We start from the raw sequence: 26,249 nt of genomic DNA, 5'->3' as shown, positions 1-26,249 counted from the left end.
TAAGCATCATACATCTTGCTCATAATAGATATGAAACAGGCTCTATATGAAGGATATGAGGTTCTCCTTTTAATTCAGCTTCCACTTTATCTATTGAATAGCGCAGTAATTCCGCAGCTTTAGAGGTTGAAATCAAGTCTTCTGCTAAAGCTCGATAACATAACCTCTCAAATCGACAAGGTTTTTCTTTCTGCCCACGCTCATCTTCATTTTCTAGTGGCTCAGGTTCACTAGACCGCCAAGTCCGAGCAATAGTCTGAAATGAGTAAGTGAGAATAGCATCAGTTATTATGCCGATGTTTCTTAGACGCACAAGTAATGCCGCTCCACTAACTCGATAGATTTGTTTCAGATAAATTAACTCTCTATAGCCAAAAGAGTGTCGTAAATGTCCAACTTCATTTTCAAGGTGAGATTTGGGAACTAAAAAAGCGGCTGCAAAACGGTTACAAGCTTGTTCTTCTTCTTTTTCTGATAGATGTTCAGGATCGATAAGTCTGTGTCCTAACTCGTGAGCAAGTGTTAGTCTTCGCCGTTCTAAGGAAACCTGACTATTTATGACAATTATAGGTAAATTACTAATTCTGGCACCTTGGACAAGGCAAGTAAATCCCGATACATTACTAGGTAACTCACTAACTAAAACTTTTAATCCCTTCTCTTCCAATAATTCGGTCATATTCGGGATTGGATCAGTCCCAAGATTCCACACATCTCTCAATTTGATTGCTACTGCTTCAGCCTCTGCTACAGAATTAATAGCAACTTTGTCGAATGGTTTCTTCCATTCAGCACTTTTCATTTCTAAAATATGTTCAATTTCTAGGTATCGCTCAACCCATTCAATAACCTCAGTCTCTACACGAGCGCGATCTTTTCCAGTTGTATTAGCTTTAGTCCGAAAATCAACATTAGTAAGTTCAACTTGTTGAGAATTAAGCAAATAATGTATTGATACTTCTAAGGTTTTACTAAGTGCAATCAAAACATCTGAACTTGGAGTCATTTCATCACGTTCATACTTGCCAATAGCTTGAGCACTAACTTTGCCATTCAAAGCATCAGCTAATCCTCGTAAAGAATAGCCAGCTTTCTTCCGAGCTAGCTTTATACGGGAGCCAATCATAGTTTTAGGTTTACAAAAAGAATAATTATTTTTATAAAATGATATGTATTGTAAACCATAAGACTAAGAAAATCAAATTTACTTGGTCTGTGGCTTGCGATGAAAAGTTTTATCACTGGGAGGTGATGAAGAGATGGCAAAGAATACTGGTAAGGGATACCGTAGAGGTGCTGTGGATAATCGCAGTCAAACCTATAATCCCAAAACTGATCAATATGTGAAGCGTGACACAGAAACAGGTCGGTTCATGGATGTAAAGCAGGATGGTGATCCGTTTAAGGGTGTATGCAAAGAGGACTAGCTAACTTACATTATGGGTATTCTACGTAAATACCCTTTTTTACTAGCTCACACTTTTTAGATGTGTCGGGATAAGAGGCTTTTAATTTCTTGGGTGCGGTCTCGGGTTTAGTAAATCAAAGGTAACAATTATGGATATAGATAATATTTTAGAAAATGACCAGAAGGAATACATTGTATTAAAAGCTGTTTACGACCACTCTAAACCAGAGGATTGGAATGGAATTAGTGACGAAGATGTGGCTAAATATACTGGACTATCTTTAGAAGAGGCAACAGCTATATTGACTAGGTTACTTATTACTTATCATCTAATTTCTCACCCTACACTTAATAGTGGCTTTGTCAGCAATCAAGCAACAAAATCTAAGTTACAGGAGTACGCTATGTCAATGAAACAATCACTTAATAATTCAGCCAGTGGAGTTACAAATAATTTTCATGGCAATGTAGGAGCAGTTCAAAATGGCGATCGCAATATAGCTCATGTTACTCAGAATAATTACTCACAGCAAAGTCTCATTGACGCAGCTAAAGAAATTCAGGAACTTCTTGATCAGTTAGCTAAAACTTATCCAACAAATACTCAAACCGAAAAATTAGCAGTTGTTACTAAAGCCGTTGAGCAGATCGAAAACAGTTCTTCTTGGAAAGCTAGAATTATCTCTGCTATTAGGGTGGGTGGTATTGAAGGAATCAAAGAGTTACTAGATAACCCGTTGGTAAATATTTTCATGGCAGTGATTGAAGACTGGCAGGAGAGTAAATAAATTGAGTTATCTTGTTTTAGATTTACAAAAGGAAGCACTTGATCCATCGATATCCACTCTTAGCCTTCTTCGGAAAGCTCTCTTAGTTGCCACTAAGTTAAAACTTGAGGACTTTAAGGAGTGGATAAACTCTGAACTTAATGGATATCAAAATATGTTAGTACTCCCTGAATATCGCCATCTAAAGGGTTTGATTGAATATCATTTACCTTCGCATGGATGGCGACCAATTGTGGGAGACGATCAAGATGAAATTTTTGAGTCTTTGCAAGGTAGATCTAAATATTTATACTCGGCTATCAGCGATTTAGAGATACTTTTTAATCAGTCCAAAAATTTGCAAGTAAGGGATGCTCCCGAATTAGAAAGAAAAATCTATGATTTCTATTCTATCGACTTAAAAATAATGCTTTGTATTATGAATGTGAGTATCGGTAGAATACTGGAAACTATTAGGAACACTATCCTAAGATGGTCATTGGAATTGGAAGAGAAGGGAATTTTAGGGGAAGGAATGACCTTTTCACAACAGGAAAAGGAATCTGCTGCTCAGCATAAGTATGAAATCAATAATATTATTCAAAATTTCTACGCCACTGTCGGAGCAGTTCAGACAGGGAGGGAAAATACTGCCAATGTAAATCAAACTATTATTTCAAATAATTCTGAAATTTTACAGGAGATCGCTACTATCAGAAAGTAAAGCCTGGTTATGCTTAGAGTGCTTTATAGCTTCAGATTCTTTTTTGTTAATCTGAAACCTCTAAGCCATTGATATTTACGAAGTAGTTTCAATTCTTTGCCAAATGCGATCACAAAAGAATAAAGTCCCAGCCACCATACAGAGAGGCACCGTCAGAAAGTTCAAAATTGGGATGCTGGTTAAAACAACACAACCTAAACCAAACCCGATACTAGCTGGGGCAGAGCGAATTATCCAGCCTAGTTTGTTTCTAAAGCTAAGTCTTCTTCTCTCCAAAGCAGGGTCGAGGAAATCTAAACACATTAAAATTGTCGATAGAATTATGCCAACTATTCCTGCTATTACAGGAGCCACGGGAGCGATCGCTATACTAAGTACAAATGTTAAAAAGCTACATATCGCTATCAAAGCTAATTTTTTTACCTCAAACAATAAAGCTCTAAAAACATCAGAGATCGTCCTGCCAAAACTAAAAGTCTCTTCTGTGGGTAAATTATTAATTTTCAGTTTTTCAATTTGTTCGGCTAGCTGACCGTACCAAGGTGAGCCTAAAATTACGCCAATTTGCACGATCAATAGTCCAACTAATATCAATATACCTAAGCCAAAGACAAAATGCAGGATACCAGATAGAACAGTTAACCATGTGGGCAAATTTAAGATCACTGTATCTATCCACTGCAACCCAGGAATTAGTAAACCAAAGTACAGAGCTATACCGACAAATACATTAATCAAAATTGGAATAGTAATATAGCCCCATAGAGACGGATTATTTTTCAAAAAGTTAAATGCTTGAAAATGATAACTAATTCCCATTTAAGTTACTCATATTCTTGATGGATCAGTGTTACCCTTTGGTCGGCAGTCTCAAGATATTCTCGGCATTTACCCGCTAAACCTATACCCTGTTCATATAGTTCGAGTAAAACTGCAATCGGTTCATCACCACGATCTAAGGTTTTTACAATAATTTCTAATCGCTGAATCTGCTGTTCAAAGCTGGTCATGGTGATATGTTAGTTTGGGCTTTACGGTCTGGATCGTAGCATGGGCAACTTCGGTATTACGCACGGCGGAACGCATACCGCAAGGTAATCGCTATCTGGTCAAATTTACTCAAAGATTCATTGGCAGAAATAATATGTTCACCATCTTTTAGTAATGCATAACCACGTTTTAGAGGAGACAATGGATGCAGCGATTTACCATGAGCTTCAAGAGCATCTAGTTTAGTTCTAGCAGTTTTTAAGTTACGATTTATCAGCTTGGTTAAGGCATTCTCGACTTCATCTACTCTTTGGCTGTAGTTGTGAATGCGATCGCTCAATTTCTGAAATCCATAGCTATTAATTAGGCGATCAATCTTTTGCTTCTTAGACTCTAAGACTGCTTGAATATTTTCAGTTAACTCTTGCTCAACCGATTGAATAAAGCCCAGTAAAGTATTGCGATCGCTCTGAGTTACCAATTCGGCGGCGGCGGTTGGCGTAGCGACACGGACATCGGCAACAAAATCAGCGATCGTAAAATCTGTCTCATGCCCCACTGCGGAGATTATAGGAATTTCGGAATTATAAATAGCCTCGGCAACGGGTAAAGTATTGAAAGCCCATAAATCTTCTAGGGAACCACCACCACCACCCACGATCAATACCGCATTATCAAAACCCAGCAGGACTTGATTTAGTCTGGTAATGGCATTGGCAATTTCTTCAGAAGCATATTCACCTTGAACGCTAGCTGGACAAAGATAAATCTGACAGTGGGGCGATCGCCTATTAAGAGTAGATAACATATCCTGTATGGCTGCTCCCGTGCGAGAAGTCACTATGCCTATATGCAAAGGTAATGCTGGGATAGGACGCTTGCGATCAAAAAATCCACCATCAGCTAAATCCTGTTTTAGTCGCTCAAAGGCAAGATATAACTCGCCCTGACCCGCAGGTATCAAACTTTGGCAGTCTATTTGGTACTTGCCCCTCGTGGCATAAACGAGATTTGCTTGCTACCCCAAAGCACACAGTCTATTTGAGCTTCATCATCTTTGAGTGTGAAATATCTATGCCCAGAGGACGCAGCTTTATAGCCCGAAATTTCACCCAGTACTCTAACTTCGCCAATACCTTCTCTGAGCAGCTTAGTAATCTTTTGGGTTAGGGCAGAAACACTAATTTGGACGTTGTTCTTAGACATTTTTGGATTTAACGGTAGTGTTTCAAAGCCATTCTATAGGCGATCGCTACTGAAGCCATATCAAGGAAATTCATAGAGGCTCGCTTATGAGTTAATTGCTTCTATAGAAAGTCTTGTTGTTAGGGATTATTCTAATTTGTTTATCAATGTACTCTAGGAATCCTTGGTAATCTCCTATCTTTTTTCACATGGAAGCCAAGAAACTATGATTACTCGTATCATCGATTTTTTTTGTAGTCATTAAGCAACTCGTCTAATAATTCTTACGGATCGTCATTATGTTCTCTATTCACTTATCTAAATATTTATGACCATACCGCCTACCATTAATTCGCCTAAAGTCCTGCAATTATGGAAATGGATTGTTGAACCACTCGATTATTTGCATAAGTTTGATCGCGAGTGTGGAGATATTTTTACAGTGAATATGTCTAGCGTCTTTAACGGCGCTGTATTTGTCAGCCATCCTCAAGCAATTCAACAAGTATTAACAAGCGATACTAAACAATTTTCAGCCCCTGGATCGATCAATCAAATCTTAAAGCCTTTTCTAGGCGATCGCGGGGTTATCCTCTTAGATGGACGTGAGCATCGACAACGCCGACAATTACTGATGCCCCAATTTCATGGTGATAAAGTACGGAATTATACCAATGCGATCCAACAAATCACTAGAAACTTAATTGCAGGATGGCAAGTAGGAGAGAAACTTAATGTCAGAAAAGAGATGGAAAAAATTACACTCTCAGTCATTTTACAAACCGTCTTTGGGTTAGATCGAGATAAAAGATACGATCAAATTCGGGAAAAATTATCCAAAATGCTCTCACTAATTGAATCTCCAATTAATGCTGCTTTTCTATTTCTTCCGTTTATGCAAAAAGATTTAGGTGCTTGGAGTCCCTGGAGGCGTTTCGTCCGCGATCGCGCTGAGCTAGATCGGCTAATCTATGATGAAATTAGCGATCACCGTCAAAATAGTAACGAAGAGCGATCTGACATTTTAAGTATGTTGATTAGCTCCCAAGATTCCGATGGCAATAGGATGAGCGACCTAGAATTACACGATGAATTGATGACTCTTTTATTTGCAGGGCATGAAACTACTGCAACCGCTCTAGCTTGGGCAATATATTGGATTAATTATCTGCCTGAAGTTAAACAAAAATACTGACAGAAATTGCGACTTTAGGGACAGAACCAGATGCCATATCCCTAAGTAAACTTCCATACCTAAATGCAGTATGTGCCGAAACTTTAAGAATTTATCCCGTGGGAATGCTAACGTTTCCAAGAATTACTAATGAATCAATATCAATCCGTGGTTATGAAATCAAACCAAATACCGTAGTAATGGGTTGTATTTATCTCACTCATCACCGCGAAGATACCTATCCCGACCCACATCTATTCAAGCCCGAACGGTTTTTAGAGCGTCAGTTTTCACCCTATGAATACTTGCCTTTTGGTGGCGGTAGTCGGCGCTGTGTGGGCATGGCATTGGCGCAATTAGAACTCAAATTAGTCATAGTTGAAATTCTATCTCACTGTCAATTACAGCTAATTGGAAAACTCCCAATTATGCCCGTTCGTCGTGGGGTAACATTAGCACCAAATGGAGGTGTAAGCGCGCGGGTAAAAAGTAAATACGTGTAAAGCGATCGACATTCTTATTTAGCAAATTTTGCGATCGCTACTGTAAACATTTCTAGTGTGAATTAGGTATTGCTTAGAAAAAGTTACCCCTAGAACGGGACAAAGAAACGACATAACCGTACAATCGGCAACGGGTGGTATTTGAACATTTACGCGCAAGAATTCATCGTTGTCGTTATGTGACCAATGTTTATAGGAAGCCTGTGACTGATTTTGACGATCGCCTAATTAGGTTTCAGCAATTTCTATGCCTAATTCTTGTCGTAATTGGATCAAAGGTTTTTCCCATTGCTCTTCCCATTTCACGGATAACAGCGGTTGGGCTTTTGTTCCTAGCCGATAGCCCCAAGCAATACTTGTTAATATTTCCTCTAAGTCAGCCGGTGACTTGAATAATGTACTCAAGAGTCCACCTGCTAGTAAGACTATAGCCATAGTACGTCTAGTTTGAGCCAACTCGAAGGCTTTTAATCCTAACTCTCCTTTTACATCCGTGCTAAATCCACAGATAATGTGCCAAATATCGTGGGTTTGTCGCAAGCGTAACAAAACATAACTGACATCATCTTTAATTTCAATTTTTCTATAAAAATTTGGGTCGAAGCCCGAATCCTTTATGTAAGTGGCATAGGCATAGCCCAAAGAATCTGTAGGTAGAGTTAACAATAGTTCCATATCCAAACGAGGAGGAACGTATCTCTCTTGAATAATTGCCGCAACCTTTGGCTGTGATTTAACAAATTCTACGGCTAGTTCCGTAGCTTTAGTCTGACGCAAGCCATCCTCAATATCATAAACAGAATCAGTTTGAGTCGGATCTCTAAATAGAGAAATTGCACCTTTAATTGTACTGAGGAAGTCGATATTTAATTTCTGGCGATCGCGTAGTTTCATAGTTTTATTCTGGGCTGATTTAATTATTTCTAATTCTTTTGGCAAGGGTAAAAGAAGAACTCATAGAAATTGCAAAACTCTCCCCCATAAATCCTTTCACCCTATTATCTACGGGTTAATAGAGAATACCGCAGGTTAAAGGCGAAGTTGGCACAATAAATGAAGTCCAGACCTGACTAATCCATGCTGTAGTATCTTTTTTCATCTTTATATCCTCAAGGTATTAATAGAACTGTAGTTTTGCTTGCGAGTTAATGAGCTTGTAGCTTCAAGATGCTGAATGTTCATTAGAGTTATAGTAGCAACCTATGAAATTCTTGTTTAATGTCTTGATTTAATGTAAATAACTTGATACTTATTTCCTGGCGATCGCTATTGGAATTGGTGCTAATTTCGATGGCAGATATATTTAGCAATAGAGGTTAAACCTAATGAACTTTTATTCTTCAAATTTACTCCCAAGGCTTATGGATTGGTCAATGTCTGGCAGGGCATTGGCTAAATATCGCCAAGAAGTATTAGCTGATGTAAGGGGAGAAGTGTTAGAGATTGGATTTGGTTCGGGACTAAATTTAGAGTTTTATCCAGAACAAATTAAAAAGATCGTCACAGTTGAACCAAATACTGGTATGAGTGCCATAGCGCAGAAAAGGATAGAACAGTCATCAATTAATGTTGAATCGTGCATAGGTAGCGGCGAGAACATAACAATGCCAGACAATACTTTTGATAGTGTAGTTAGTACATGGACGCTATGCAGTATTACTAAAGTAGAAAAAGCCATACAGGAAATTTATCGAGTTTTGAAGCCAGGGGGTAAGTTTTTCTTTATCGAACATGGTTTAAGTAAAGATCCCAAGCTCCAAGTTTGGCAAAATCGCTTGACTCCCATACAAAAAGTTATTGCCGACGGATGTCACCTCAATCGCAATATTCTTAATTTGATAGAGAGAGAATTTACTGAAATCACAATCAAAGAATTTCAAGTAGATGGATTACTAAAAGTTGGTGGTTATTTCTACCAAGGGGTAGCCACAAAAAGTTAATAAATATACAAAGTTGTCGATCCACACTATCTGCTCCAGCTTCAGTTGATTTATTGGCTCCTAAGTGCTCACTGCATCAATTGAGTAAGTAACCGATTCAGCAATATTATGTTCTAGGGGCGATCGCACTATCTTGCAGGTTTTCGGGTGTATCCTGTATCTACCCCTATATAGAGCCTGTTTCATATCTATTATGAGCAAGATTTATGATGCTTAGAAAATGCTAAATCCATACTCAAGTAGCCTAACAGATAAAGAATGGGAAATTATAGAACCATTGCTCCCAAAGAAAAAGCAAACTAGACCGCCAACTTGGACAAAAAGACAAATTTTAGACGGCATACTCTACCAACTCAAAAACGGTTGTAATTGGCGAGATATGCCCCGAGACTTACCACCATTCTCTACAGTGTATCGATACTACAAGGAGTGGAAAGATACAGGTACATTTACTGCGATTATGGAAGCTTTGCATGCAACAGCCCGTGAACAGTCAAAAAAAATCAAAATGGACAACTTTAATCATCATTGACTCACAAGCAGTGAAAAATACCTGTAATGCAAGTATAGAATCCAAGGGCTTCTGCTCCTACAAAGCAACTAACGGGATCAAAAGACATTTAGCCGTTGACACTCTGGGATTTCCTTTCTTTACCTATTTAACAAGAGCAAATGTATCAGATGACCAAGGACTGATTGAGATGTTAACGTTTAACATTGATTACTTCAAATCGAAGCCAGATGACATTACGCTAACTACGATATTGCTGGATAGTGGTTATCATATCGAAAAATTGACGACTGATTTACAGAAGGTTTATCCTGAGATTATGACTAAGATTAGGTTTGAAATTTCTCCTAAGGTATCAAAGCAAAAGCAGGCAGAAAAAGGTCTGTCTGGGTTTGTAGTTGTGCCGACAAGGTGGGTAATTGAAAGGTCAAATGCTTGGGTTGAAAGATGCAAAATCTTAGTTAAGAACTTTGAGAGAACTCTCGTTAATGCTACAGCTAAACTCAATCTTTGCTTTATTCGCTTGATGCTAAAAAGAATTGCTACTCATGAGATATGAAACAGGCTCTATAACACGATTTCAATTGACGGCTTGAACATCTTCTACCGTGAAGCAGGCTTAAGAACCAATCCGACCATCGTTCTACTTCATGGCTATCCGGCATCCTCGCACATGTATCGAGACCTGATGGCTAAATTGTCCGATCGGTTTCACTTGATTGCACCCGATTATCCCGGTTTTGGTAATAGTGATACCCCTGCAATCGCTGAATTTGAATATAGTTTCGATCGCCTTGCCGATATCACTGAGCATTTCTTGCAAGCCTTGGGATTGAATCAATTTAGTTTGTATGTGCAAGATTATGGCGCACCTGTGGGCTTTCGGATTGCCACTCGCGATCCTGAGTGGATTCAAGCTTTGATTGTGCAAAATGGCAATGCTTATGAGGAAGGGTTGACTCCAGCTTGGCAGGCTTTTCGAGATTTATGGAGCGATCGCTCAGAAGCCACCGAAGCACCGGTGCGCAATTTCCTCAAACGGGATACGACAATTTTCTTTTACACGGCGGGGGTGCGCGATCGCCAAAATATCAACCCCGATAACTGGAATCTCGATCAATCCTTTTTGGATCGGACAGAGAATGCGGCGGCTCAACTGGAGCTGTTCTACAACTATCGGGCAAACTTAGATCGCTATCCGGAATGGCATGAATATTTCCGCACTCATCAACCACCGACTTTAATTGTTTGGGGGAAGAATGATCCGTTCTTTGGTCCTGACGGTGCTCAGTCCTTCCAGCGGGATTTGAAAAATGTGGAGTTACACCTCCTCGATACCGGACATTTTGTTCTAGATGAAGAGGGTGATGCGATCGCTGGTCATATCCGACGCTTCATTCCAGCTTATCTGGACTAACAGATAAATGCTTAACATCTGGCTGAGTCAGTCCAGGTTGTACCAAAGTTTAGCGACTGGGCAAGATGCCCAGTTTTAAGCGAGACGATCGCACATTCAAACATTATGAGGATACAAAGATGGTAGTTTATTTTGTCGTTTTGCTCAAGATTACTGATGCTGATCGGTTCATGGAGTGCTTTCAGGCAGTTATGCTATTGATCGAACAGCGTGGTGGACGATTGATTGCTCAGGGAATTCCCAAAGTGATCGAAGTTAGTAATACAGGATCAATGTCGGCTATGTTTGAATATCCTTCACGTCAAGCCTTTATCGATTACTGGCATTCAAAAGAGTATGCCGAAATCAGAAAACTACGTGAAGGTGCGGTAGACTTTCAAGGAGTAATTGTCGCAGGGGTTGCTGCATGAAATTAATTTCTGTGTGTGTTGGGCTGCCGCGTCAAGTGAGTTGGAAGGGAAACTCGGTCACAACTGATATTTTTTAACAGTCAGTGGCAGGACGAGTGACCATGCGATCTCTCAATTTAGATGGCGATCGCCGCTTCTTCGATTCCTTACTAACTTTGAGTTGTGCTAGTACATTTTCCACACCCTTGCGCCCTTGTACCAAATGAACTGGGTCATTCCTCATGACAAACAGGAAATTTGAAGCTAAAAGCATACCCTCGATTTCAAAAACTACCTGAGTAACGTCTGCCTTGGGATTTATCTCTCCCAAGTCCTGCGCCTCAAGGATGCACTGTCTAAATAATGAGAGCCAATTGTCTAGCATCATGACGACCCGATCGCGTGCTGGTCCGGGTCGTGTATCGAGTTCTGCAGCGACTGCGGCAAAAAAACACCCACCTGGAAAAACCCTACGTTCGAGATGGGAAAGAAATGCATTAACCACTGCCCTAAGCCTCTCAGTTCCCGCTCGTGCTTTCATCGCGGGTTGAAGCACTTCACGATCAAAAATTACGGCTGCCGTTTCGATCGTCGCCAATTCCAGTTCTTCTTTGTCTTTAAAGTGCGCGTAGAGTCCACTCTTACTCATCCCAACCTCAGCGGCTAGGTCTCCAAGAGACAAGCCACTTAGCCCCTTAATTGTTACTAGCCTAGTAGCGTTAAGTAGAATGGTCTCGCGACTAGTCTGTCCTCTCGATTTGTGGAGTTTGATTTCTTCCAAACTGATTTTTAATAACGAAATATTAACTGTAGCTTGACAATAACACGAACGGTTGTAATAATCAAGATAATAAATACGAACGGTCGTTTTATTATCTGTTGCAAAACTAAAGCCAAGAAAGACACGACTCAGCGAAGACTAATCGTTGAAGCGAGCGATAGAAACAAAGGAGGATGAAAAATGGTTTCAGCGAAAGATGTTCTCGATCATCACTTGAAGTGTTTTGATAGTGGTGACCTCAACGGCATCCTATCTGACTATACGACGGGAGCCGTCCTGTTCACGCCAGAAGGACCGCTCAGAGGTATCGACGCGATTAGAGCTTTGTTCCAGGGAATGATCGCAGAGTTTAGGAAACCTGGAGCAACGTTCAGCATGAAGCAGCAGTTTGTCGATGGCGACCATGCTTATATTCTGTGGACAGCAGAAACCGCCGATAACGTGTATGAGTTTGCCACAGACACATTCGTAGTGAGGGATGGCAAGATTGTGGCTCAGTCATTCGCCAGCAAGATCGTGCCCAAGCGCTGAAAACGCGACTGTATTCAACAACATTGGAAAACTATGAATTTATCTTTCCAAACTGGCACATATCTGTAACCCAGCACAAGCTTGTCGAACCGAAAGCTCATGCGCAGTTCGCCGATGAAATCAGGTCAATACCAACCGAAAAGCGGTAACTCAGGACAATGACATAAGCATTACTTTTCAAGTAGTAAGGAGAAATAACCATGAAAACAATACAGAATGAGACGATTGAGAAATTGAAGACCAATGTGAAGGGGCACGTGGTGCTTCCTAACGATCCGAGCTATAACGAAGTTCGCGAGATCTGGAATGCGATGATCGATCGCAAACCTGCTGTAATCGTGCAGTGTGGGGAAGCTGATGACGTTTCCCGCGCGATCACCTTTGCGAGAGAGAACGGGTTGGAAATATCAGTCAGGGGCGGTGGACACAACATTGCGGGCAATGCGGTGTGCGATCGCGGCGTGATGATCGATCTTTCACCCATGACGAATGTTCGCATTGATGCTCAGAAGCAGCGTGCGTACGTCGAACCCGGTGCTACGCTAGCTGATTTCGATCGAGCGGCGCAGGTCTATGGGTTAGCGACTCCCGTGGGAATTAATTCAACGACAGGTATCGCAGGTCTGACCCTAGGCGGCGGTTTTGGTTGGTTGACGCGCAAGTACGGCATGACGATCGATAATCTAGTTTCTGCGGAAGTGATCGCAGCGGATGGGAATAAGATCCGAACAAGTGAAACCGAAAACACTGACCTATTCTGGGCGCTTCGCGGCGGCGGCGGTAACTTTGGTGTCGTGACTGAGTTTGAATTTGCTCTCCACCCTGTAGGGACTGAAATATTAGCTGGGCTGATCGTTTTTCCGTTTAGTCAAGCCAAACAGGTACTGACACAGTATCGTAAATTTGCTGACTCAGCCCCAGAAGAACTCAACGTGTGGGTGGTACTTCGCAAAGCTCCGCCATTGCCTTTTCTGGCTGAGACTGTGTATGGGAAAGAGGTGATCGTGCTGGCTGTCTTTTATGTTGGCGATATTGTCGAGGGTGAGAAACTGATCGAACCTCTGCGTGGTTTTGGCGATGCCTATGGCGAACACATCGGCGTTCAGCCCTACGTACAATGGCAACAAGCCTTTGACCCCTTACTTACACGCGGTGCAAGGAACTACTGGAAATCTCATAATTTCATAGAGTTACGTGATGGAGCACTGGATGCGATCGTGGAATCTGCAAGCAAGCTACCCTCACCTCAGTGTGAAATCTTCATAGGATTTATTGCCGGGGCAGCCAACCGCATCCCAGCAGATGCCACGGCATATTATCATCGTGATGCCAAATTCGTACTGAACGTGCATGGACGATGGGATGATGCAACGCAAGATCAAATTGGTATTGTCTGGGCACGTGAGTTTTTCCAAGTTTCTGCCCCTTATGCATCCGCCGGTGCTTATGTGAACTTTATGACCGAAGAGGAGGGTGAACGGATCGCTGCAGCTTACGGATCTAACTACGATCGCTTAGTGCAGATCAAGCGGCGCTACGATCCTGAGAACATTTTCCATCTCAACCAGAACATCAAACCCTAATTAGCTCTACTTTGATGGATCTTTGATTAGGACTAACTACGATCAAGAATGCCGAATGCTGAGAGTTGATCGGTTGTGGGGCAGGGATTTTTGGCGGCAGTTGATGGGCATCGTTAGACATCTCGCCGATGACGCAATTCTGTGTCTCGCAACCCCATCTGCGTTCGTAGTCACTAGGCGGTTGCTCTTTTTTGGACACGGGTGCTTTAGTTCATAGTAACGTTGATAACTACCTCGAAAGGAGTCCGCCATGATCGGTGTATTCGTAACATTTCACTACACAGACAATTTCGGAGAGCAAGCCGTGCGGAACATCGCGGAGACCGCAGGTCCAAGTTTTGAGGGAATGCTGGAATTACGCTCAAAGGTGTTCACGCTCAATTCCGAAAAGCGTGAGGCCACGAACTTTTACGTTTGGGAGTCAGAGGATGCAGCTAAAGTGTTCTTTACGGTGTACGCCCTAGCATCGAGTTTGTGCAGATTGCCACGCTAGTGGAGAACGGGGGGAGCGTTTATGGCAAATGATAAGATCCATTGCTATCAGGCTCAGGTTTTATGGACTGGCAATTTAGGGCAGGGCACAGCCAATTACAGAGCTTAGGAGCGATCACTATTAGTTCCGCTCTTCCAAATGCATTACTACTACTTGCAAATCTGCCAATTTGTAGTTCAATCGATTATTTGATTGGGCAGTTAAACAAGAAAGCGGACGACTCATATTCTTAGCAAATCCTAAAATACCCCGATCGCAATATTGATAAAGAACCTTTCCTTGGTTATCAATTAAAAACGTGCTGCCTCGTTGGGTAAGAAAATCAGCATTCGGCACATAGATTTTCCAGTGACTGAGAACCTCAGTCATATTTCGTAGCGGTAAAGTCGCCAGCTCAAACGGAGGCTGAAAACCGCTACCATCAACCAAATTAAAAAATGAGCCTTTAAGCACAGGCAGGGGAAATGCTTTTATCTCTTCATCGCTGGCAATTAATTGTGGCGCCGCCAATACCAACTAACCTAACAGCCATAGTGGAAGGTAGAGTCTCACGCTGAAGCCACCAAGCATATTCCATGCTGTCAAAGTCCCCCAATTGAGGCAAAACAATCATGAGTATTTGATTAAAAGATTCGCACCCAGTCAAAATTGGTAGAATTTCACCATCACTGACCCTTTGACGTTGGGTATGTCTTAAGATTTCCACAGTATCCATGAGCAGGTTCTTATTGATCGCTTTATCAAGCATACTTTTATTTACAGTCATAGAAAATAAGTCATGGAACAGCAGGAACAAATAACGATCGCTGAATACCAACTCACCGCCGAAGACTACCGCAATGGTACTTGGAACCACGATGTATCTCAAAATCGTGAAGCCCTAATTGCCGCCATATCCAAAGAGAAAGGTAAAATCCTCGACCTTGGCTGTGGTCCGGGTAGAGACTTAATTGCATTTCAAGAAATGGGATATGAAGTCACTGGACTAGATGCAACACCAGCTTTTGTAGAAATGGCAAAGCAAACAGCAGGTTGCGAAGTCTGGCAGCAAAGTTTTTTGAGTCTCAATCTTCCCAGTAATAGCTTTGATGGTATCTTTGCCAATGCTTCTCTAATCCATGTACCAAGCGCAGAAATGATGGGTGTTCTCAAACATCTAAATCAGGCATTAAGCGATTACGGTGTTTTATTAATGTCAATGGTTCGCGGAGATCAGGAGGGCTTTTCTAAGCGTCCCACAGGTTATCGCTACGTCACAGGTTGGGAATATGAAACCCTAAAACCAAAGCTAAAAGCAGCAAAATTTCAAATACTCCATCACTACTATCGCCCCCAAGGAATGCCAATCGCAGAATGCCCTTGGTTAGTAATTGTGGCTCAGAAAATAGTTGATGAGCTATAAATTTGCAGATAATTAAGGTTTATCCTAGAGCCATAGATTTAGGCAAATGCCAGACAAAACCGACTATCTCCAAGGTGTAATTGAACGACTAACCTTTCATTCCGAAGAGACAGGGTACGCGATCGCCCGCCTCAAAACACCCAAATCCCCAGACCTAATCACCATAGTCGGAAACTTTGCCAACATCCAAGCAGGACAGACCCTAGCACTTGAAGGCATCTGGCGCAGCCACCCAAAATACGGCGACCAATTCCAAGTTAGCCAATACCAAGAAACTAAACCCGCCACCCTCACAGGCATTGAGAAATATCTAGGTAGTGGTTTAATCAAAGGCGTTGGTCCAGTTACTGCTAAACGCATCGTGGCACACTTTGGACTTGATACCCTAGACATTATTGAAAACCAAATTGATCGCCTCATTGAAGTTCCTGGTATTGCCAAAAAGCGGGTAAAAATGATCCAAACCGCATGGTCAACCCAGAAATCCATCAAAGAGGTCATGGTATTCCTGCAAGGACATAGTGTATCCACCACCTACGCTGTCAAAATCTACAAGACCTACGGCAATGATTCGATCAGCACCGTTACTGAAAACCCCTATAAACTTGCCACCGATATTTATGGCATAGGCTTCTTTACTGCCGATGCGATCGCTCGAAATATAGGCATTGAAATCAGCTCAGAATTCCGCTCAATAGCTGGGATATTCCACAGTTTAGGCGAAGCAGGAGAAGAAGGACATTGCTACCTACCGCAATCTGAATTGATCGAACGCACTGTTAAATTGCTCACCCTAGAAGAGTATCAACCAGACCCCAACAGCATCGAAGCCCTCACCCACAAACTGGCAATTAACGACCAGCTAATTATGCAAGGGGACTACCAAGGGCAATTCATCTGCTACAAACCCAGCATCTACCACACCGAGAAAGGATTAGCAGAGCGCATCTATCAACTGCTCCAACACAAAATCACAGTCGATATGGATCGAGTCAATAACTGGATCGATCGCTATACCGCCCATCAAAGCATCACCCTCTCGGCACAACAACGCCAAGCCGTAGAAATGGCAGCAACTTCTTCAATCCTAATTCTCACAGGTGGACCTGGTACAGGTAAAACCACCACCACCCGCACTATCGTCGCCCTCTGGAAAGCTATGGGAAAAGAGATCGCCCTCGCGTCACCCACAGGTAGAGCCGCCCAAAGGTTACAAGAAGTCACAGGTTGCGAAGCAAAGACCTTACACCGTTATCTGGAATTTGACCCTAGTTCTATGGGATTTAAACGCAATCAAGACTATCCTCTTACTGCCAAGGCGATCGCTGTGGATGAAGCTTCTATGTTGGACATATTCTTAGCATTCTCATTAATCAAAGCCATTCCCATCGGTACACAACTACTCTTAATAGGCGATACCGATCAACTCCCCAGTGTCGGCGCAGGAAATGTATTAAAAGATTTAATCGATTCCCAACACATCCCCGTGATCACTCTTACCGAAGTCTTCCGTCAGGCACAGGCAAGCCAAATTATTCAAAATGCCCACCGCATCAATACGGGCAAATATCCCCAGATTGAAAAAGCCACCAATCAACCCCAAACCGATTGTCTCTACTTAGAAATGCCGACAGCAGAGGCAGGAGTGCAAGGCATTTGCGACCTAATCACCCATCTCATACCCAATCTAGGCTTTAATCCCCAGCAGGATATGCAGGTACTTTGTCCCATGACCAGAGGCGATGTAGGCACTCGAAATCTCAATCAAGTTCTCCAACAACTGCTCAATCCACCTGACCATACCAAACCTGAAATTAAGCGAGGTAGTACGATCTTCCGTCTGGGCGATCGCATTATGCAACAGGTAAACGACTATAACCGTGAAGTATTTAATGGCGACATCGGCACAATTACGGGTGTAGATTTAGAAGAGCAAGAAATTACAGTTATTTTTGGCGATAGACAAGTCACCTACGACTCCGCAGACCTCAATGAAATCACCCTAGCTAGAGCCACTACTATTCATAAAGCTCAGGGCAGTGAATATCCTGTGGTGATTATTCCCATGTTTATGCAACACTTTCTCATGCTCTCTCGCAATTTGTTCTACACAGGCATTACCCGTGCCAAAAAACTCGCAATCATCGTGGGAGAATCCAAAGCTATAGGATTAGCAGTTAAGCAGGTGAATGACAGAAACAGATATACCTACCTTGCTAGAAGAATCTCAAAATTAGCTAATCTTGAATAATTACAACTCATTCTAGGAAAAAGTCAAATCGTATCAGTATGTATAGAAAATATTAGTGATAAACTTGGAATAGTGACTATAGTAGCTAGTTTCATAGTTAAATCAAAGTAAAACGGTATTTATCACCAACATTTAGAGTAAATATATGGCTGGTAAGAATAAAAGTGATAAGGTCTCATCCAAAAAAGTTGCAAAAGCTAGTGGAAACGATCTAAAAAACGAAGATTTAACTCAATCACTGGGAACGGCTATACATCCTGAATCTACTCAACCAACAACTAGTCCTACCCTTTTTACAGAGCAGAAGATCAATCGCATGGCATCAGCTTTGCCGATTTGGGAAGCTAGTAATATCCTCACTCAGCGCAATCAACTTCTATGGTTAAATGATCGAGAAGGTAAACTCCGATATGCCAGAGACATCGGCAATGGAGCCATTCACTTCTGGGTAACAGATAACCTAGAGGATGAAAACCCAGTTACTCTTGCAGGAGCTGCGGCTCTAGCAGTTATTGATACCTTTGACATCCGTGCCGCCTGTATGCACCTGATTTTTGCCGCCCATGCCACCCAACTTGAAAGACCTTGGGAGCAAGAATTTATTATTAGCGATCGCCAAATTGAATCATATCTAGGCTTAAAAAAGCGAACAGATAAAAGCAGACATGAGAAACTAGCATTAATTGAAGAAATTGCCACTCAACCTTGTAAAATTACTACATTCATTTCTTATCCAACTCAAGGGAAAGTCAAAGGATTTACGGTAGAAGAAGGACGGTTATGGCATATTCTAGGTAAACGCTATGAGTATCAAGAAAACCTATTAGGAGATAAAGAACTTATAGGCATTACCTTTATAGTTAAACCTGGTCTGTGGGCTAGATATTTTCTGAATGAAGAAGGATTAAAGGATAAAATTGCTTATAGTCAGCTAGGGTATCTTTCCAAAAACCTTTTAGAGAGTGTGATGAGCATTTGGCAGCACCACGAGGGAGCAGCACGCTTAATGATGTGGTTACTATTTAAGACACAGTTTGACTGTGATAGCTTAGTTGCCGTAAAAACATTAATGGAAATTGCCTACGGTTCGCAAAAGCTTATAGCTTCTCAAAATAATCAAGACCTACGTAAAAAGTTAGTTTCCCAGTGGGATAGTGACTTGCTAATTTTACAGGAAAAGGGCTGGGCAATCGAATTTGATTCTGAAACCTATCCCCCTGAGATTCAACCAATAGGTTTTGGACGCACAAAATCTCATAGACCTAAAGGCTTTTTCGATCAACTTCTTGGAGCATTTATTAAAATTTCCCTCAAAGATATAATGGATAATGAGATTAAGTTAGAAGCTGAATTACAGACTGAGAAATCTTTGTTACTGCCAAAAATAAATGGTGCTCGCGTCAAAGAACTAAGGATGCAACAAGGCTGGAGTCAACGCAAGCTATCAACTGTAACTAAAATCAGTCAGGGTCTAATTTCATTAATTGAAAATGGAGAGCGCACGATTAGTCCTGAAAATGAAGAAATTTTAGAAAAAACCTTAGATCCAAAAACATGGGGATTGCGTTTAGAACAACCTAACCATAAGCATTTTGCGACTTAGTTAACTACATTCTTTCAAGTGAAATAATACTGATTACATTGATTACAAAACACACTAGAACCCCACCCCTGATAATTTCATCAAAATATTAAAAATGACCTTAAAGCTTTGCTGCTTAATCATTACAAGCAATTGTCATGAAATCCTGACTGATTACAAAACACACTAGAACCCTACCCCTTTGAATGTTCTAATCATTGAAAACTTCGCCATATATAGGTTTGAAGATTATTGATTACAAAATACACTAGAACCCCACCCCTCTGAAAACTGTGTAATCGACACTAGAACCCCACCCCTTATAATTTTCTGTGGAAAACTCATATAATTAAGTTATAGCAAGGGTTTATAGACTTTAAATGATTTTAAAACTTGATTACAAAATACACTAGAACCCCACCCCTTATAAAGTTCTAAAAAAGTTTTTACACTAGAACCCCACCCCTGATAATTGCCAATTACACTAGAACCCCACCCCTAATAAAAGAGAAAAACCTTGATTAAATCAGGGTTTTAAAAAAAAGTGATTACAAAATTATAAAAAGTGATTACAAAAATCAGGGTTTTGCGCTCTGATTACAAAAATTTTGTCTGGTATAAATATGCAATGACTTGCAAAATCAACTACCAACAACAGAAATTTATCTTCACCCCTTGGCAATTTTGGGTGTGCAGTAAGTCTTTTGCAAGTCTAAGTGCGAGGTGCTTATGCTAAAAGTACCCCACGATTTTCAAACTTATGCTGATCAGGTTTACCAAGAATGGGTAATTGAAAGTGCGATCGCCCCTGAGTTGTTTTTTGCGAACACAACAGTCACTGCCGATGAAGTTATCACGTACGGTGGAGATGTTAGTTATCCCATCCACGAAGCTTTAAATTGGGAAATTAAGCGCTGGCGTACATCGTTAACTGGTAAAGTGCAGCGTCCTGAGCAATATGGGACGATTATTCATACAATTAATCCATTCACAGAGGATGAAAAATCTGCACAAGTATTTCAAGTTAAGCTTGAACATCCAGTTTTAGATCAAACTAAATTAAAGCCCCGTAAATACGAAAATCCAATTGGACAAGGACAAGTGGGTGGATTTGCCAAGATCCCTTTATCAGTTTGGCAAACCGTAGCACTGCGTCATAATTGCCCTATAGATGGTTCTAATTTTTGGGCATGGGTAAGACAGCATAACTTACCGATTATAATTTGCGAAGGCATGAAGAAAGCCTGTGCTTTACTTTCTCAAGGCTATATAGCGATCGCTCTCCGAGGAATCACAATGGGGAGAGGTAGAAACGAACAAAATAATGTAACTCTTCAGTCCTATCTCCAGCTTTTTGCTACTTCGGATCGAACTGTTCTGTTTTGCTTTGATACGGAAACTAAACCTAAAACCAAGAAAGCAGTTTATCTCGCTCAAGTTAGAACTGGAAAACTGTTTGAAGCTGCTGGCTGCTCTGTAAAAATTATTCAATTACCATTGTTACCAAATACTGATAAAACTGGAGTTGATGATTTTATTGTGGCGTTTGGGGCTGATAGCTTTGAGAATTTATACAATAACTCTCTACCACTGGCTAGCTATCAATGGATATGGACTCTAAAGCATCAACTTACCTATAAGCCATCGCTATGTTTGAATATAAATGACCTATCCCATACGACATTAGATATTCCTAAATCTGGCATTATTGCGATCCAGTCTGCTAAGGGTACGGGTAAAACCAAAGCGATCGCCTCGTCAGTTAATAGTGCAGATAAGCTAGCACTCCTTGGTCATAGAGTAAGCCTAATGCGTAACCTTTGCCAACGTCTTGGGGTTGACTTCAAAGGCGATATTGATCAAGTAAGTGGAAACTTTATCACTGCTTCTGCCTATACATTACGAGTTGGTGCCTGTGTAGATAGTATTTTGGCTTTTAATCCCACAAACTTTATTGGTTGTGATTTAGTCATTGATGAAGTAGAACAGGTACTTAGACATCTAATTTCTGGCTCCACTTGCAACAAAGATGGTAAACGCCCCGCATTAATTGCTCGATTACAACTTCTGATTCGCTTTGCTCAAAGGGTGATTGTGGCTGATGCCGACCTCAGCGATATGAGTTTAGACTATCTCAAAGCTTTGCGTGGAGATGATAATGATATTTATTTGATCCAGAATACTTATAAGCCTCAAGGTTATCCAACCAAATTCTTTCGTGCTAAGTCTGATGCTGAAATTACTTCTGAATTATTAATTGATATTTCAAATGGTAAAAAGTTGTTTATTGCTACCGATAGTAAAGCTAGTTCCAAGGCGATCGCTAAGTTAGTAAACCAGATGAAGTCTGTGCGCCCTAGATTAAAAGTACTATTAATCAATTCAGAAACTAGTGGCGGAGAAATCGAATCAGAATTCATTCGTAATATTAATCAAAAAGTTCAAGACTACGATGTGGTTATATCCACGCCTTCAATGAGTACGGGAGTTTCTATTGAAATTCAGTGGTTCGATAAAGTCTATGGGATGTTTTATGGAACTCTCACCGATGCTGATATTAGCCAATCTTTATCTAGAGTGAGAGATAATATCCCCCGTGTAGTTTGGTGTAAAGCCCGAGGTAATAATTTTAGTCGGATTGATCGCTCTGAATTTCCTGTGAAAATAAAGAATACACTCCAAAGTCGTTGGGATCGAGAAGCAAGTTTAATCCGAGCCAGCTTGGGTGCGGATTTAAATCTGGTATTAAATGGCGTAACTTGGGATAATCCGCATATTGATCTTTGGGCAAAAATTGAAGCTGCCAATAATTCTTCTATGTGGTCATTGCGAGATCATCTTTTAGAGCGTCTAATCTACGAGGGTAATATTGTTACAGTTATTAACCATGAAGATAGCGAGTCGAATATTTCTAATCTGGTTAAAGAAGCCAAACAACAAGTAAAGCAAGAACAATATCAGGCGATCGCCTCTGCTAAAATTCTCTTAAAATCACAGATTCAAGATCTTTCTAAAAAGGAATCACGTTCTCCGGATGAAATATTAAATGAAACTAAAACGGCTATTGCAAATTTTTATTGTACCGACGATGTTAGCCCTGAATTAGTTGAATATGATCGTGATGGGCAAACCCGTATCAAGATTCTTCGATTTGAGGCTTTATTTAATACTGACTTAGCAATTAAAAGTGACTTAGATGCCATCTCTAAACAAGCCAAATATGATCAAGGGATTTTTATACCAGATCAACCTTGTCATATTTTAGGTAGCTTCATTCGCAATAAACTAAGACTAGAAAAATTCTTAGTACTTAATCAAGAGTACACAAATCAAGACTTAGAAAATATAGGTCAAATCTGTCGCCAATGTGCAGAAGATATTAAAAAGTATTTAGGGTTTAATATTCCCCAAGATCAAACTAATATCTGGATCTTTCGTAGTTTATGCTCCCAGTTAGGTATTACAACTAAATCAAAGCGAGTGCATGAGAACAATAGTATGACTAACTACTGCTGGATTGATTCTGAGGCATGGGCGCAATTACAAGCAATAGTGGCAAGACGTGAACATCGTCGAAATGAATTTATGGTAAAAGAAGAGATCCCCCCCACCATTATAGAAACTAATCAGGAAGGGGCGATCGATCTAATGCCTAACCAAACTAAAGAACAAGAAAAGATAGCAGATCAGCTTGTAGAAACTTTAGCTAAAACAAATTTTGAGTGTTTAGATGCTACTTTGCTTACAAAAATTAAAAATCAATACTCAGTTGAAGTTATTCGACAAGTTTGGCAGTATTTATCCAATAGGGTAAAGGCTACTATTCAACGGTGGGTATACCCACAATGGCTATACTATGATAGCTAGCAGTCTTGCCAGTTATCTCGAAATTTAGGCTAAAGACAGAGGATTTTAAGTATGTCTATGGATCGTAAGTTGTACCCAACAGATTGGGAGCAAATCGCTATTGCCATAAAAGAAGCAGTTGACTGGAAATGCGAAAAATGCGGCAAACAATATCGCCGCAATGGAGAATCATGGGCTGAGTTCTTTTCAGAGTGGGATATGCAAAGCTCGGAATTTGCCGAGGCAATCGATCATCCCCAGCGATTTACATTGACCGTAGCTCAACTAGATCATGTGCAAAGTAATTGCGGCGGTACGCATCCCGAAGGGAATCGCTCCAACTTAAAAGCCCTATGTAAACCATGCCATCTCAGGTATGACGTTGGACAAATGGCAACGAAAAAACGATTAAAAAAAGAACGTCACGGTCAACTAACACTAGAGGTGACAAATGGCTCAAGTTAATTTCACTAAAAAAGTGGGGAATTATGAGAAAAGTTAATGGAATTCAAACATTACTACCCCTAGAACGTGCGATCACTGTAGAAAGAGATCAGTTACCCATAGAACAATTAAAAGCTCTGCTTGAAACTCTATATCTTGACCAAGAAAGTTACGGCTACTATACAAACTCTGCTCTAAGGCAAGCACATAGTTTAGTTGATACTAATCCAGTCATGGCACTTAGTCTGATCAATGGCATGATTGGACTGCCCAAGGAACTATATGATCTATTTGATCAATTAATTAAGCCCAAGTCGACCAAGCCACTAAAAGTACCTACCTTTATCAGTGGAGATAGCAAAAATCAAAACATAATTGATAGGATTGCTCAACTAGAAGCAAGGCGCAATCAAATTCTAGCGACTGGTCCCGTTGCCGAGCAAGGTGTTTGGATTGAATATGGCAAGGTATCCAAGCGAAAATTCCGTCAGGCATACTATCGCAGTAATAAGCCTATCTTTCAATCTAAACTTCAAGCTGCCTTGCTAAGTGGTGAATCTGGTCTGGTGAAGCGTCAATATATAGGCGAAGAAAACTCTAAACAAGTTAGAGCCGCAGGCGAAGCGATCGCCCGTAGAAATGAATTAGATAGGATTACTAGGGAAATCAAAATGCTTGAGAAAAATTATGAATGAGTTGAAATGTTTTTGGGTTGATCCAAGTGAAATGCCAAATCTGTGGGAAATAATTTGGAATCAATTAGGTATTTTAGAAGGAGATACGGAATGCTTGAATAATAACGAAGTTTGGCAGTATATGGGATCAAAGATCGAAGGCTCAGATTATGTTCATACCTTTAGACATCGGTGCCACCCAAGAACTAAGGCAACGGAATATCGACATATCAAGATGGCAATAGGTTAATAATCATAGCGATCAAAGTTCTAGGGGTGAGTGGTAAATTTACCAGTCCTTCGTGTTATGGTGAAAATGATCCTAGAACTCTGCACAGTCCAACGATCAGGGGGAACTGGTTTCCCCTCCCAAATCTATGATTAACCTTACTTGGCAGTCCGAGGCAGATAGAATAATCGGCTTTAAGTATCTATGGTTAAAGCAAGTCACTGGTTTTGATCCAAAAGTGCATTGTGCTAGATGCCTAATCGGGAAATACTGCAATGACTTTGGCTTGAAAATGCCCATCAATACCGAGATTACTTTGGATTATCCTGAAGGCTCGGTATTGTACTTTTGCGGTGTTTCCACGCCATACGTTTGGGCAAAGAATCTGCACATTGCTGGCATTGTGGTTCATAACTCGATATTTCAGACGACTGCCCATACAGGCGATCGCTTAATAATCCAGTACTTTGAACGCTTGGAATTTGATGACCAGTTAGCAATGGCTCAGTTTGGGCAGCTTGGACGGGAATATCTAACCTGTCGGAATTTCCAATTCGGTGCCTCTTTGCAAGCTCTGGTCGAACTATCCTAGTTAGCCTGATATTACGGTGATCTCGGTAATGCTGAATATAATCTAAGTTCTTCACCAGTGCCACCATGCCATCGCCAAATAAATATGTCTTTTGCTGCAATGTGTCCTCTACAAATTCTCGGAAATCTGGTTGATGCCAGCCCCTTTGAAATGTCCGCAGCCTGATCCGTCCATCATTATAAAATCTCCCAGTTGTCTGGCTCCTGATCTCCCCATCCATCCTCACTGCCAATAGGAATATCTTGCGGCATAGCATCCAACATTTCTTGATTACCGCTATGCGATCGCTCTCATTCTCAATCACATCTATGACAAACAAATTGGTGACTATATCAGAGTAAATCAATGGATTATGTCGGGCATAGTATGGATCAAAGCCATTGGCTTTATATCCCAATATCCTTAGCCTCTCCACATCACCACCAAATCCACACCCATAATCAAAGATTGTGTCACTAGGCAGAATGATCTTTTTAGCGATTGCTTGCTTAATCGGTCTGGATAATTGATTCCTCCTGAGTGCGGAGAAATGTCGGCAGATTCTTGGCATAGATATTTTTAGTGCTTCTCTAAAATCCTACAACCCACTGGATTTACCTGCTACAAGATTTGTTACCCCTAGAACGTGCGATACCGTAGGTAATCCATTTGAAAGTGGTAAATTTACCAGTTGCGATCGATAGAAATAAAAAATGCTAGAAAGTCTTTCAGATGGGGTAAATGTTATTAAAGGTAAAAGAAATGGACAAACATAAAACAGCATTAACTATCGGTAAATTATTCGGTACATCGATCGCACTCTAGCAGTTAGTTCAATCCTATTAACTGGTTTA

At 40.9% G+C, this 26,249-nt stretch carries 29 protein-coding genes and 2 pseudogenes; 19 read left to right on the top strand and 12 right to left on the bottom strand.

The features are described from left to right. Positions 1–19 precede the first annotated feature (19 nt). On the bottom strand, positions 20–1,126 hold the full coding sequence (locus tag SYN7502_RS17740) for a helix-turn-helix domain-containing protein (RefSeq protein WP_015146361.1): 1,107 nt from the start codon (positions 1,124–1,126) through the stop codon (positions 20–22). A 133-nt stretch (positions 1,127–1,259) separates the two neighbouring features. On the opposite strand from SYN7502_RS17740, the gene SYN7502_RS20360 reads away from it, so the two are divergent. The 3 genes from SYN7502_RS20360 (at position 1,260) to SYN7502_RS17725 (ending at position 2,899) form a co-directional block, all read left to right on the top strand. After that, on the top strand, positions 1,260–1,427 hold the full coding sequence (locus SYN7502_RS20360) for a hypothetical protein (RefSeq protein WP_015146360.1): 168 nt from the start codon (positions 1,260–1,262) through the stop codon (positions 1,425–1,427). Between the two features lie 130 nt (positions 1,428–1,557). Continuing rightward, positions 1,558–2,196 carry a hypothetical protein gene (locus tag SYN7502_RS18560; RefSeq protein WP_015146359.1) on the top strand — a complete coding sequence of 213 codons (639 nt, stop codon included), beginning with the start codon at positions 1,558–1,560 and terminating at the stop codon, positions 2,194–2,196. Position 2,197: 1 nt separating this feature from the next. Then, positions 2,198–2,899 carry an AbiTii domain-containing protein gene (locus SYN7502_RS17725; RefSeq protein ID WP_015146358.1) on the top strand — a complete coding sequence of 234 codons (702 nt, stop codon included), beginning with the start codon at positions 2,198–2,200 and terminating at the stop codon, positions 2,897–2,899. Between the two features lie 75 nt (positions 2,900–2,974). Here the strand turns inward: SYN7502_RS17725 and SYN7502_RS17720 are convergent, their stop codons facing one another. Genes SYN7502_RS17720 through SYN7502_RS21125 form a run of 4 tightly spaced genes read right to left on the bottom strand, consistent with a single transcriptional unit; the run spans position 2,975 to position 5,095 of the window. After that, on the bottom strand, positions 2,975–3,718 hold the full coding sequence (locus SYN7502_RS17720; protein WP_015146357.1) for an EI24 domain-containing protein: 744 nt from the start codon (positions 3,716–3,718) through the stop codon (positions 2,975–2,977). Positions 3,719–3,723: 5 nt separating this feature from the next. Further along, complete coding sequence (gene xseB, locus SYN7502_RS17715; protein ID WP_015146356.1) at positions 3,724–3,909, bottom strand: exodeoxyribonuclease VII small subunit; 186 nt, start codon at positions 3,907–3,909, stop codon at positions 3,724–3,726. 56 nt (positions 3,910–3,965) lie between these two features. Beyond that, the gene (xseA, locus tag SYN7502_RS17710; protein ID WP_246829029.1) at positions 3,966–4,853 is read right to left on the bottom strand and encodes an exodeoxyribonuclease VII large subunit; all 888 of its coding nucleotides are present in this window, start codon (positions 4,851–4,853) and stop codon (positions 3,966–3,968) included. A gap of 11 nt (positions 4,854–4,864) precedes the next feature. Beyond that, positions 4,865–5,095, bottom strand: coding sequence for an exodeoxyribonuclease VII large subunit (locus tag SYN7502_RS21125; protein WP_246829028.1), 231 nt, complete (start codon positions 5,093–5,095; stop codon positions 4,865–4,867). Between the two features lie 307 nt (positions 5,096–5,402). On the opposite strand from SYN7502_RS21125, the gene SYN7502_RS21230 reads away from it, so the two are divergent. After that, positions 5,403–6,269 (top strand): cytochrome P450, encoded by an 867-nt coding sequence (locus SYN7502_RS21230; protein ID WP_256377887.1) that lies wholly within the window; start codon positions 5,403–5,405, stop codon positions 6,267–6,269. Next, positions 6,263–6,751 carry a cytochrome P450 gene (locus SYN7502_RS21225; protein WP_371257844.1) on the top strand — a complete coding sequence of 163 codons (489 nt, stop codon included), beginning with the start codon at positions 6,263–6,265 and terminating at the stop codon, positions 6,749–6,751. Before SYN7502_RS21230 ends, SYN7502_RS21225 begins: the two co-directional genes overlap by 7 nt. A gap of 18 nt (positions 6,752–6,769) precedes the next feature. Here the strand turns inward: SYN7502_RS21225 and SYN7502_RS20355 are convergent, their stop codons facing one another. After that, complete coding sequence (locus SYN7502_RS20355; protein WP_168130413.1) at positions 6,770–6,910, bottom strand: hypothetical protein; 141 nt, start codon at positions 6,908–6,910, stop codon at positions 6,770–6,772. 69 nt (positions 6,911–6,979) lie between these two features. Then, entirely contained in the window at positions 6,980–7,645 is a 666-nt protein-coding gene (locus tag SYN7502_RS17700; RefSeq protein WP_015146355.1) for a Coq4 family protein, read from the bottom strand. A 431-nt stretch (positions 7,646–8,076) separates the two neighbouring features. Here SYN7502_RS17700 and SYN7502_RS17695 point away from each other — a divergent pair, with 431 nt between their 5' ends. The 5 genes from SYN7502_RS17695 (at position 8,077) to SYN7502_RS17675 (ending at position 11,029) form a co-directional block, all read left to right on the top strand. Next, positions 8,077–8,691 (top strand): class I SAM-dependent methyltransferase, encoded by a 615-nt coding sequence (locus SYN7502_RS17695; RefSeq protein WP_015146354.1) that lies wholly within the window; start codon positions 8,077–8,079, stop codon positions 8,689–8,691. A gap of 220 nt (positions 8,692–8,911) precedes the next feature. Next, positions 8,912–9,223 carry a transposase gene (locus tag SYN7502_RS17690; protein ID WP_015168729.1) on the top strand — a complete coding sequence of 104 codons (312 nt, stop codon included), beginning with the start codon at positions 8,912–8,914 and terminating at the stop codon, positions 9,221–9,223. Continuing rightward, positions 9,216–9,761, top strand: a complete 546-nt coding sequence (locus tag SYN7502_RS17685) for a transposase (RefSeq protein WP_041430376.1) — start codon at positions 9,216–9,218, stop codon at positions 9,759–9,761. Before SYN7502_RS17690 ends, SYN7502_RS17685 begins: the two co-directional genes overlap by 8 nt. Positions 9,762–9,794: 33 nt before the next feature. Further along, on the top strand, positions 9,795–10,619 hold the full coding sequence (locus tag SYN7502_RS17680) for an alpha/beta fold hydrolase (protein ID WP_246829027.1): 825 nt from the start codon (positions 9,795–9,797) through the stop codon (positions 10,617–10,619). 65 nt (positions 10,620–10,684) lie between these two features. Then, positions 10,685–11,029 carry a DUF1330 domain-containing protein gene (locus tag SYN7502_RS17675; protein ID WP_041430364.1) on the top strand — a complete coding sequence of 115 codons (345 nt, stop codon included), beginning with the start codon at positions 10,685–10,687 and terminating at the stop codon, positions 11,027–11,029. A gap of 73 nt (positions 11,030–11,102) precedes the next feature. On the opposite strand, the gene SYN7502_RS17670 is transcribed toward SYN7502_RS17675, so the two are convergent. Together SYN7502_RS17670 and SYN7502_RS21525 are read right to left on the bottom strand one after the other, a co-directional pair. After that, positions 11,103–11,606 carry a TetR family transcriptional regulator C-terminal domain-containing protein gene (locus SYN7502_RS17670; RefSeq protein ID WP_246829026.1) on the bottom strand — a complete coding sequence of 168 codons (504 nt, stop codon included), beginning with the start codon at positions 11,604–11,606 and terminating at the stop codon, positions 11,103–11,105. A 15-nt stretch (positions 11,607–11,621) separates the two neighbouring features. Further along, positions 11,622–11,789: pseudogene (locus SYN7502_RS21525) on the bottom strand (TetR/AcrR family transcriptional regulator); the annotation flags it as partial. 180 nt (positions 11,790–11,969) lie between these two features. Between SYN7502_RS21525 and SYN7502_RS17665 the strand changes: the two are divergent. Further along, on the top strand, positions 11,970–12,320 hold the full coding sequence (locus SYN7502_RS17665; protein WP_015146351.1) for a nuclear transport factor 2 family protein: 351 nt from the start codon (positions 11,970–11,972) through the stop codon (positions 12,318–12,320). A gap of 200 nt (positions 12,321–12,520) precedes the next feature. After that, complete coding sequence (locus tag SYN7502_RS17660; RefSeq protein ID WP_015146350.1) at positions 12,521–13,903, top strand: FAD-binding oxidoreductase; 1,383 nt, start codon at positions 12,521–12,523, stop codon at positions 13,901–13,903. Here SYN7502_RS17660 and SYN7502_RS20005 read toward each other — a convergent pair. Together SYN7502_RS20005 and SYN7502_RS18555 are read right to left on the bottom strand one after the other, a co-directional pair. Next, entirely contained in the window at positions 13,893–14,102 is a 210-nt protein-coding gene (locus tag SYN7502_RS20005; protein ID WP_144050316.1) for a hypothetical protein, read from the bottom strand. The two genes, SYN7502_RS17660 and SYN7502_RS20005, sit on opposite strands and share 11 nt — an antisense overlap. 414 nt (positions 14,103–14,516) lie before the next feature. Next, positions 14,517–15,111: pseudogene (locus SYN7502_RS18555) on the bottom strand (AhpC/TSA family protein). A gap of 63 nt (positions 15,112–15,174) precedes the next feature. Between SYN7502_RS18555 and SYN7502_RS17645 the strand changes: the two are divergent. From SYN7502_RS17645 to SYN7502_RS17615, 7 genes are all read left to right on the top strand, one after another. After that, positions 15,175–15,798 (top strand): class I SAM-dependent methyltransferase, encoded by a 624-nt coding sequence (locus SYN7502_RS17645; RefSeq protein ID WP_015146348.1) that lies wholly within the window; start codon positions 15,175–15,177, stop codon positions 15,796–15,798. A gap of 46 nt (positions 15,799–15,844) precedes the next feature. Next, positions 15,845–18,049: an SF1B family DNA helicase RecD2 gene (recD2, locus tag SYN7502_RS17640; RefSeq protein ID WP_015146347.1), complete on the top strand. Its 2,205-nt coding sequence runs from the start codon at positions 15,845–15,847 to the stop codon at positions 18,047–18,049. A gap of 145 nt (positions 18,050–18,194) precedes the next feature. Continuing rightward, positions 18,195–19,652: a helix-turn-helix domain-containing protein gene (locus SYN7502_RS17635; protein ID WP_015146346.1), complete on the top strand. Its 1,458-nt coding sequence runs from the start codon at positions 18,195–18,197 to the stop codon at positions 19,650–19,652. Positions 19,653–20,360: 708 nt separating this feature from the next. Then, on the top strand, positions 20,361–23,498 hold the full coding sequence (locus SYN7502_RS17630; RefSeq protein ID WP_015146345.1) for a plasmid replication protein, CyRepA1 family: 3,138 nt from the start codon (positions 20,361–20,363) through the stop codon (positions 23,496–23,498). 57 nt (positions 23,499–23,555) lie between these two features. Continuing rightward, positions 23,556–23,942, top strand: a complete 387-nt coding sequence (locus SYN7502_RS17625) for an HNH endonuclease (protein WP_246829025.1) — start codon at positions 23,556–23,558, stop codon at positions 23,940–23,942. A 23-nt stretch (positions 23,943–23,965) separates the two neighbouring features. Next, a complete protein-coding gene (locus SYN7502_RS17620; RefSeq protein WP_015146343.1) occupies positions 23,966–24,616 on the top strand; it encodes a hypothetical protein in 651 nt (216 codons plus the stop codon). Beyond that, the gene (locus tag SYN7502_RS17615) at positions 24,609–24,845 is read left to right on the top strand and encodes a hypothetical protein (protein WP_015146342.1); all 237 of its coding nucleotides are present in this window, start codon (positions 24,609–24,611) and stop codon (positions 24,843–24,845) included. Before SYN7502_RS17620 ends, SYN7502_RS17615 begins: the two co-directional genes overlap by 8 nt. A 290-nt stretch (positions 24,846–25,135) precedes the next feature. Here SYN7502_RS17615 and SYN7502_RS17610 read toward each other — a convergent pair whose 3' ends face one another. Further along, positions 25,136–25,966, bottom strand: coding sequence for a class I SAM-dependent methyltransferase (locus SYN7502_RS17610; protein WP_041430360.1), 831 nt, complete (start codon positions 25,964–25,966; stop codon positions 25,136–25,138). Positions 25,967–26,249: the final 283 nt, after the last annotated feature.

The sequence above is a fragment of the Synechococcus sp. PCC 7502 genome, assembly GCF_000317085.1.
GTDB lineage: Bacteria > Cyanobacteriota > Cyanobacteriia > Pseudanabaenales > Pseudanabaenaceae > PCC-7502.
The sequence above is the reverse complement of the archived record's forward strand: the minus strand, read 5'-3'. Positions and strand labels throughout refer to the sequence as shown.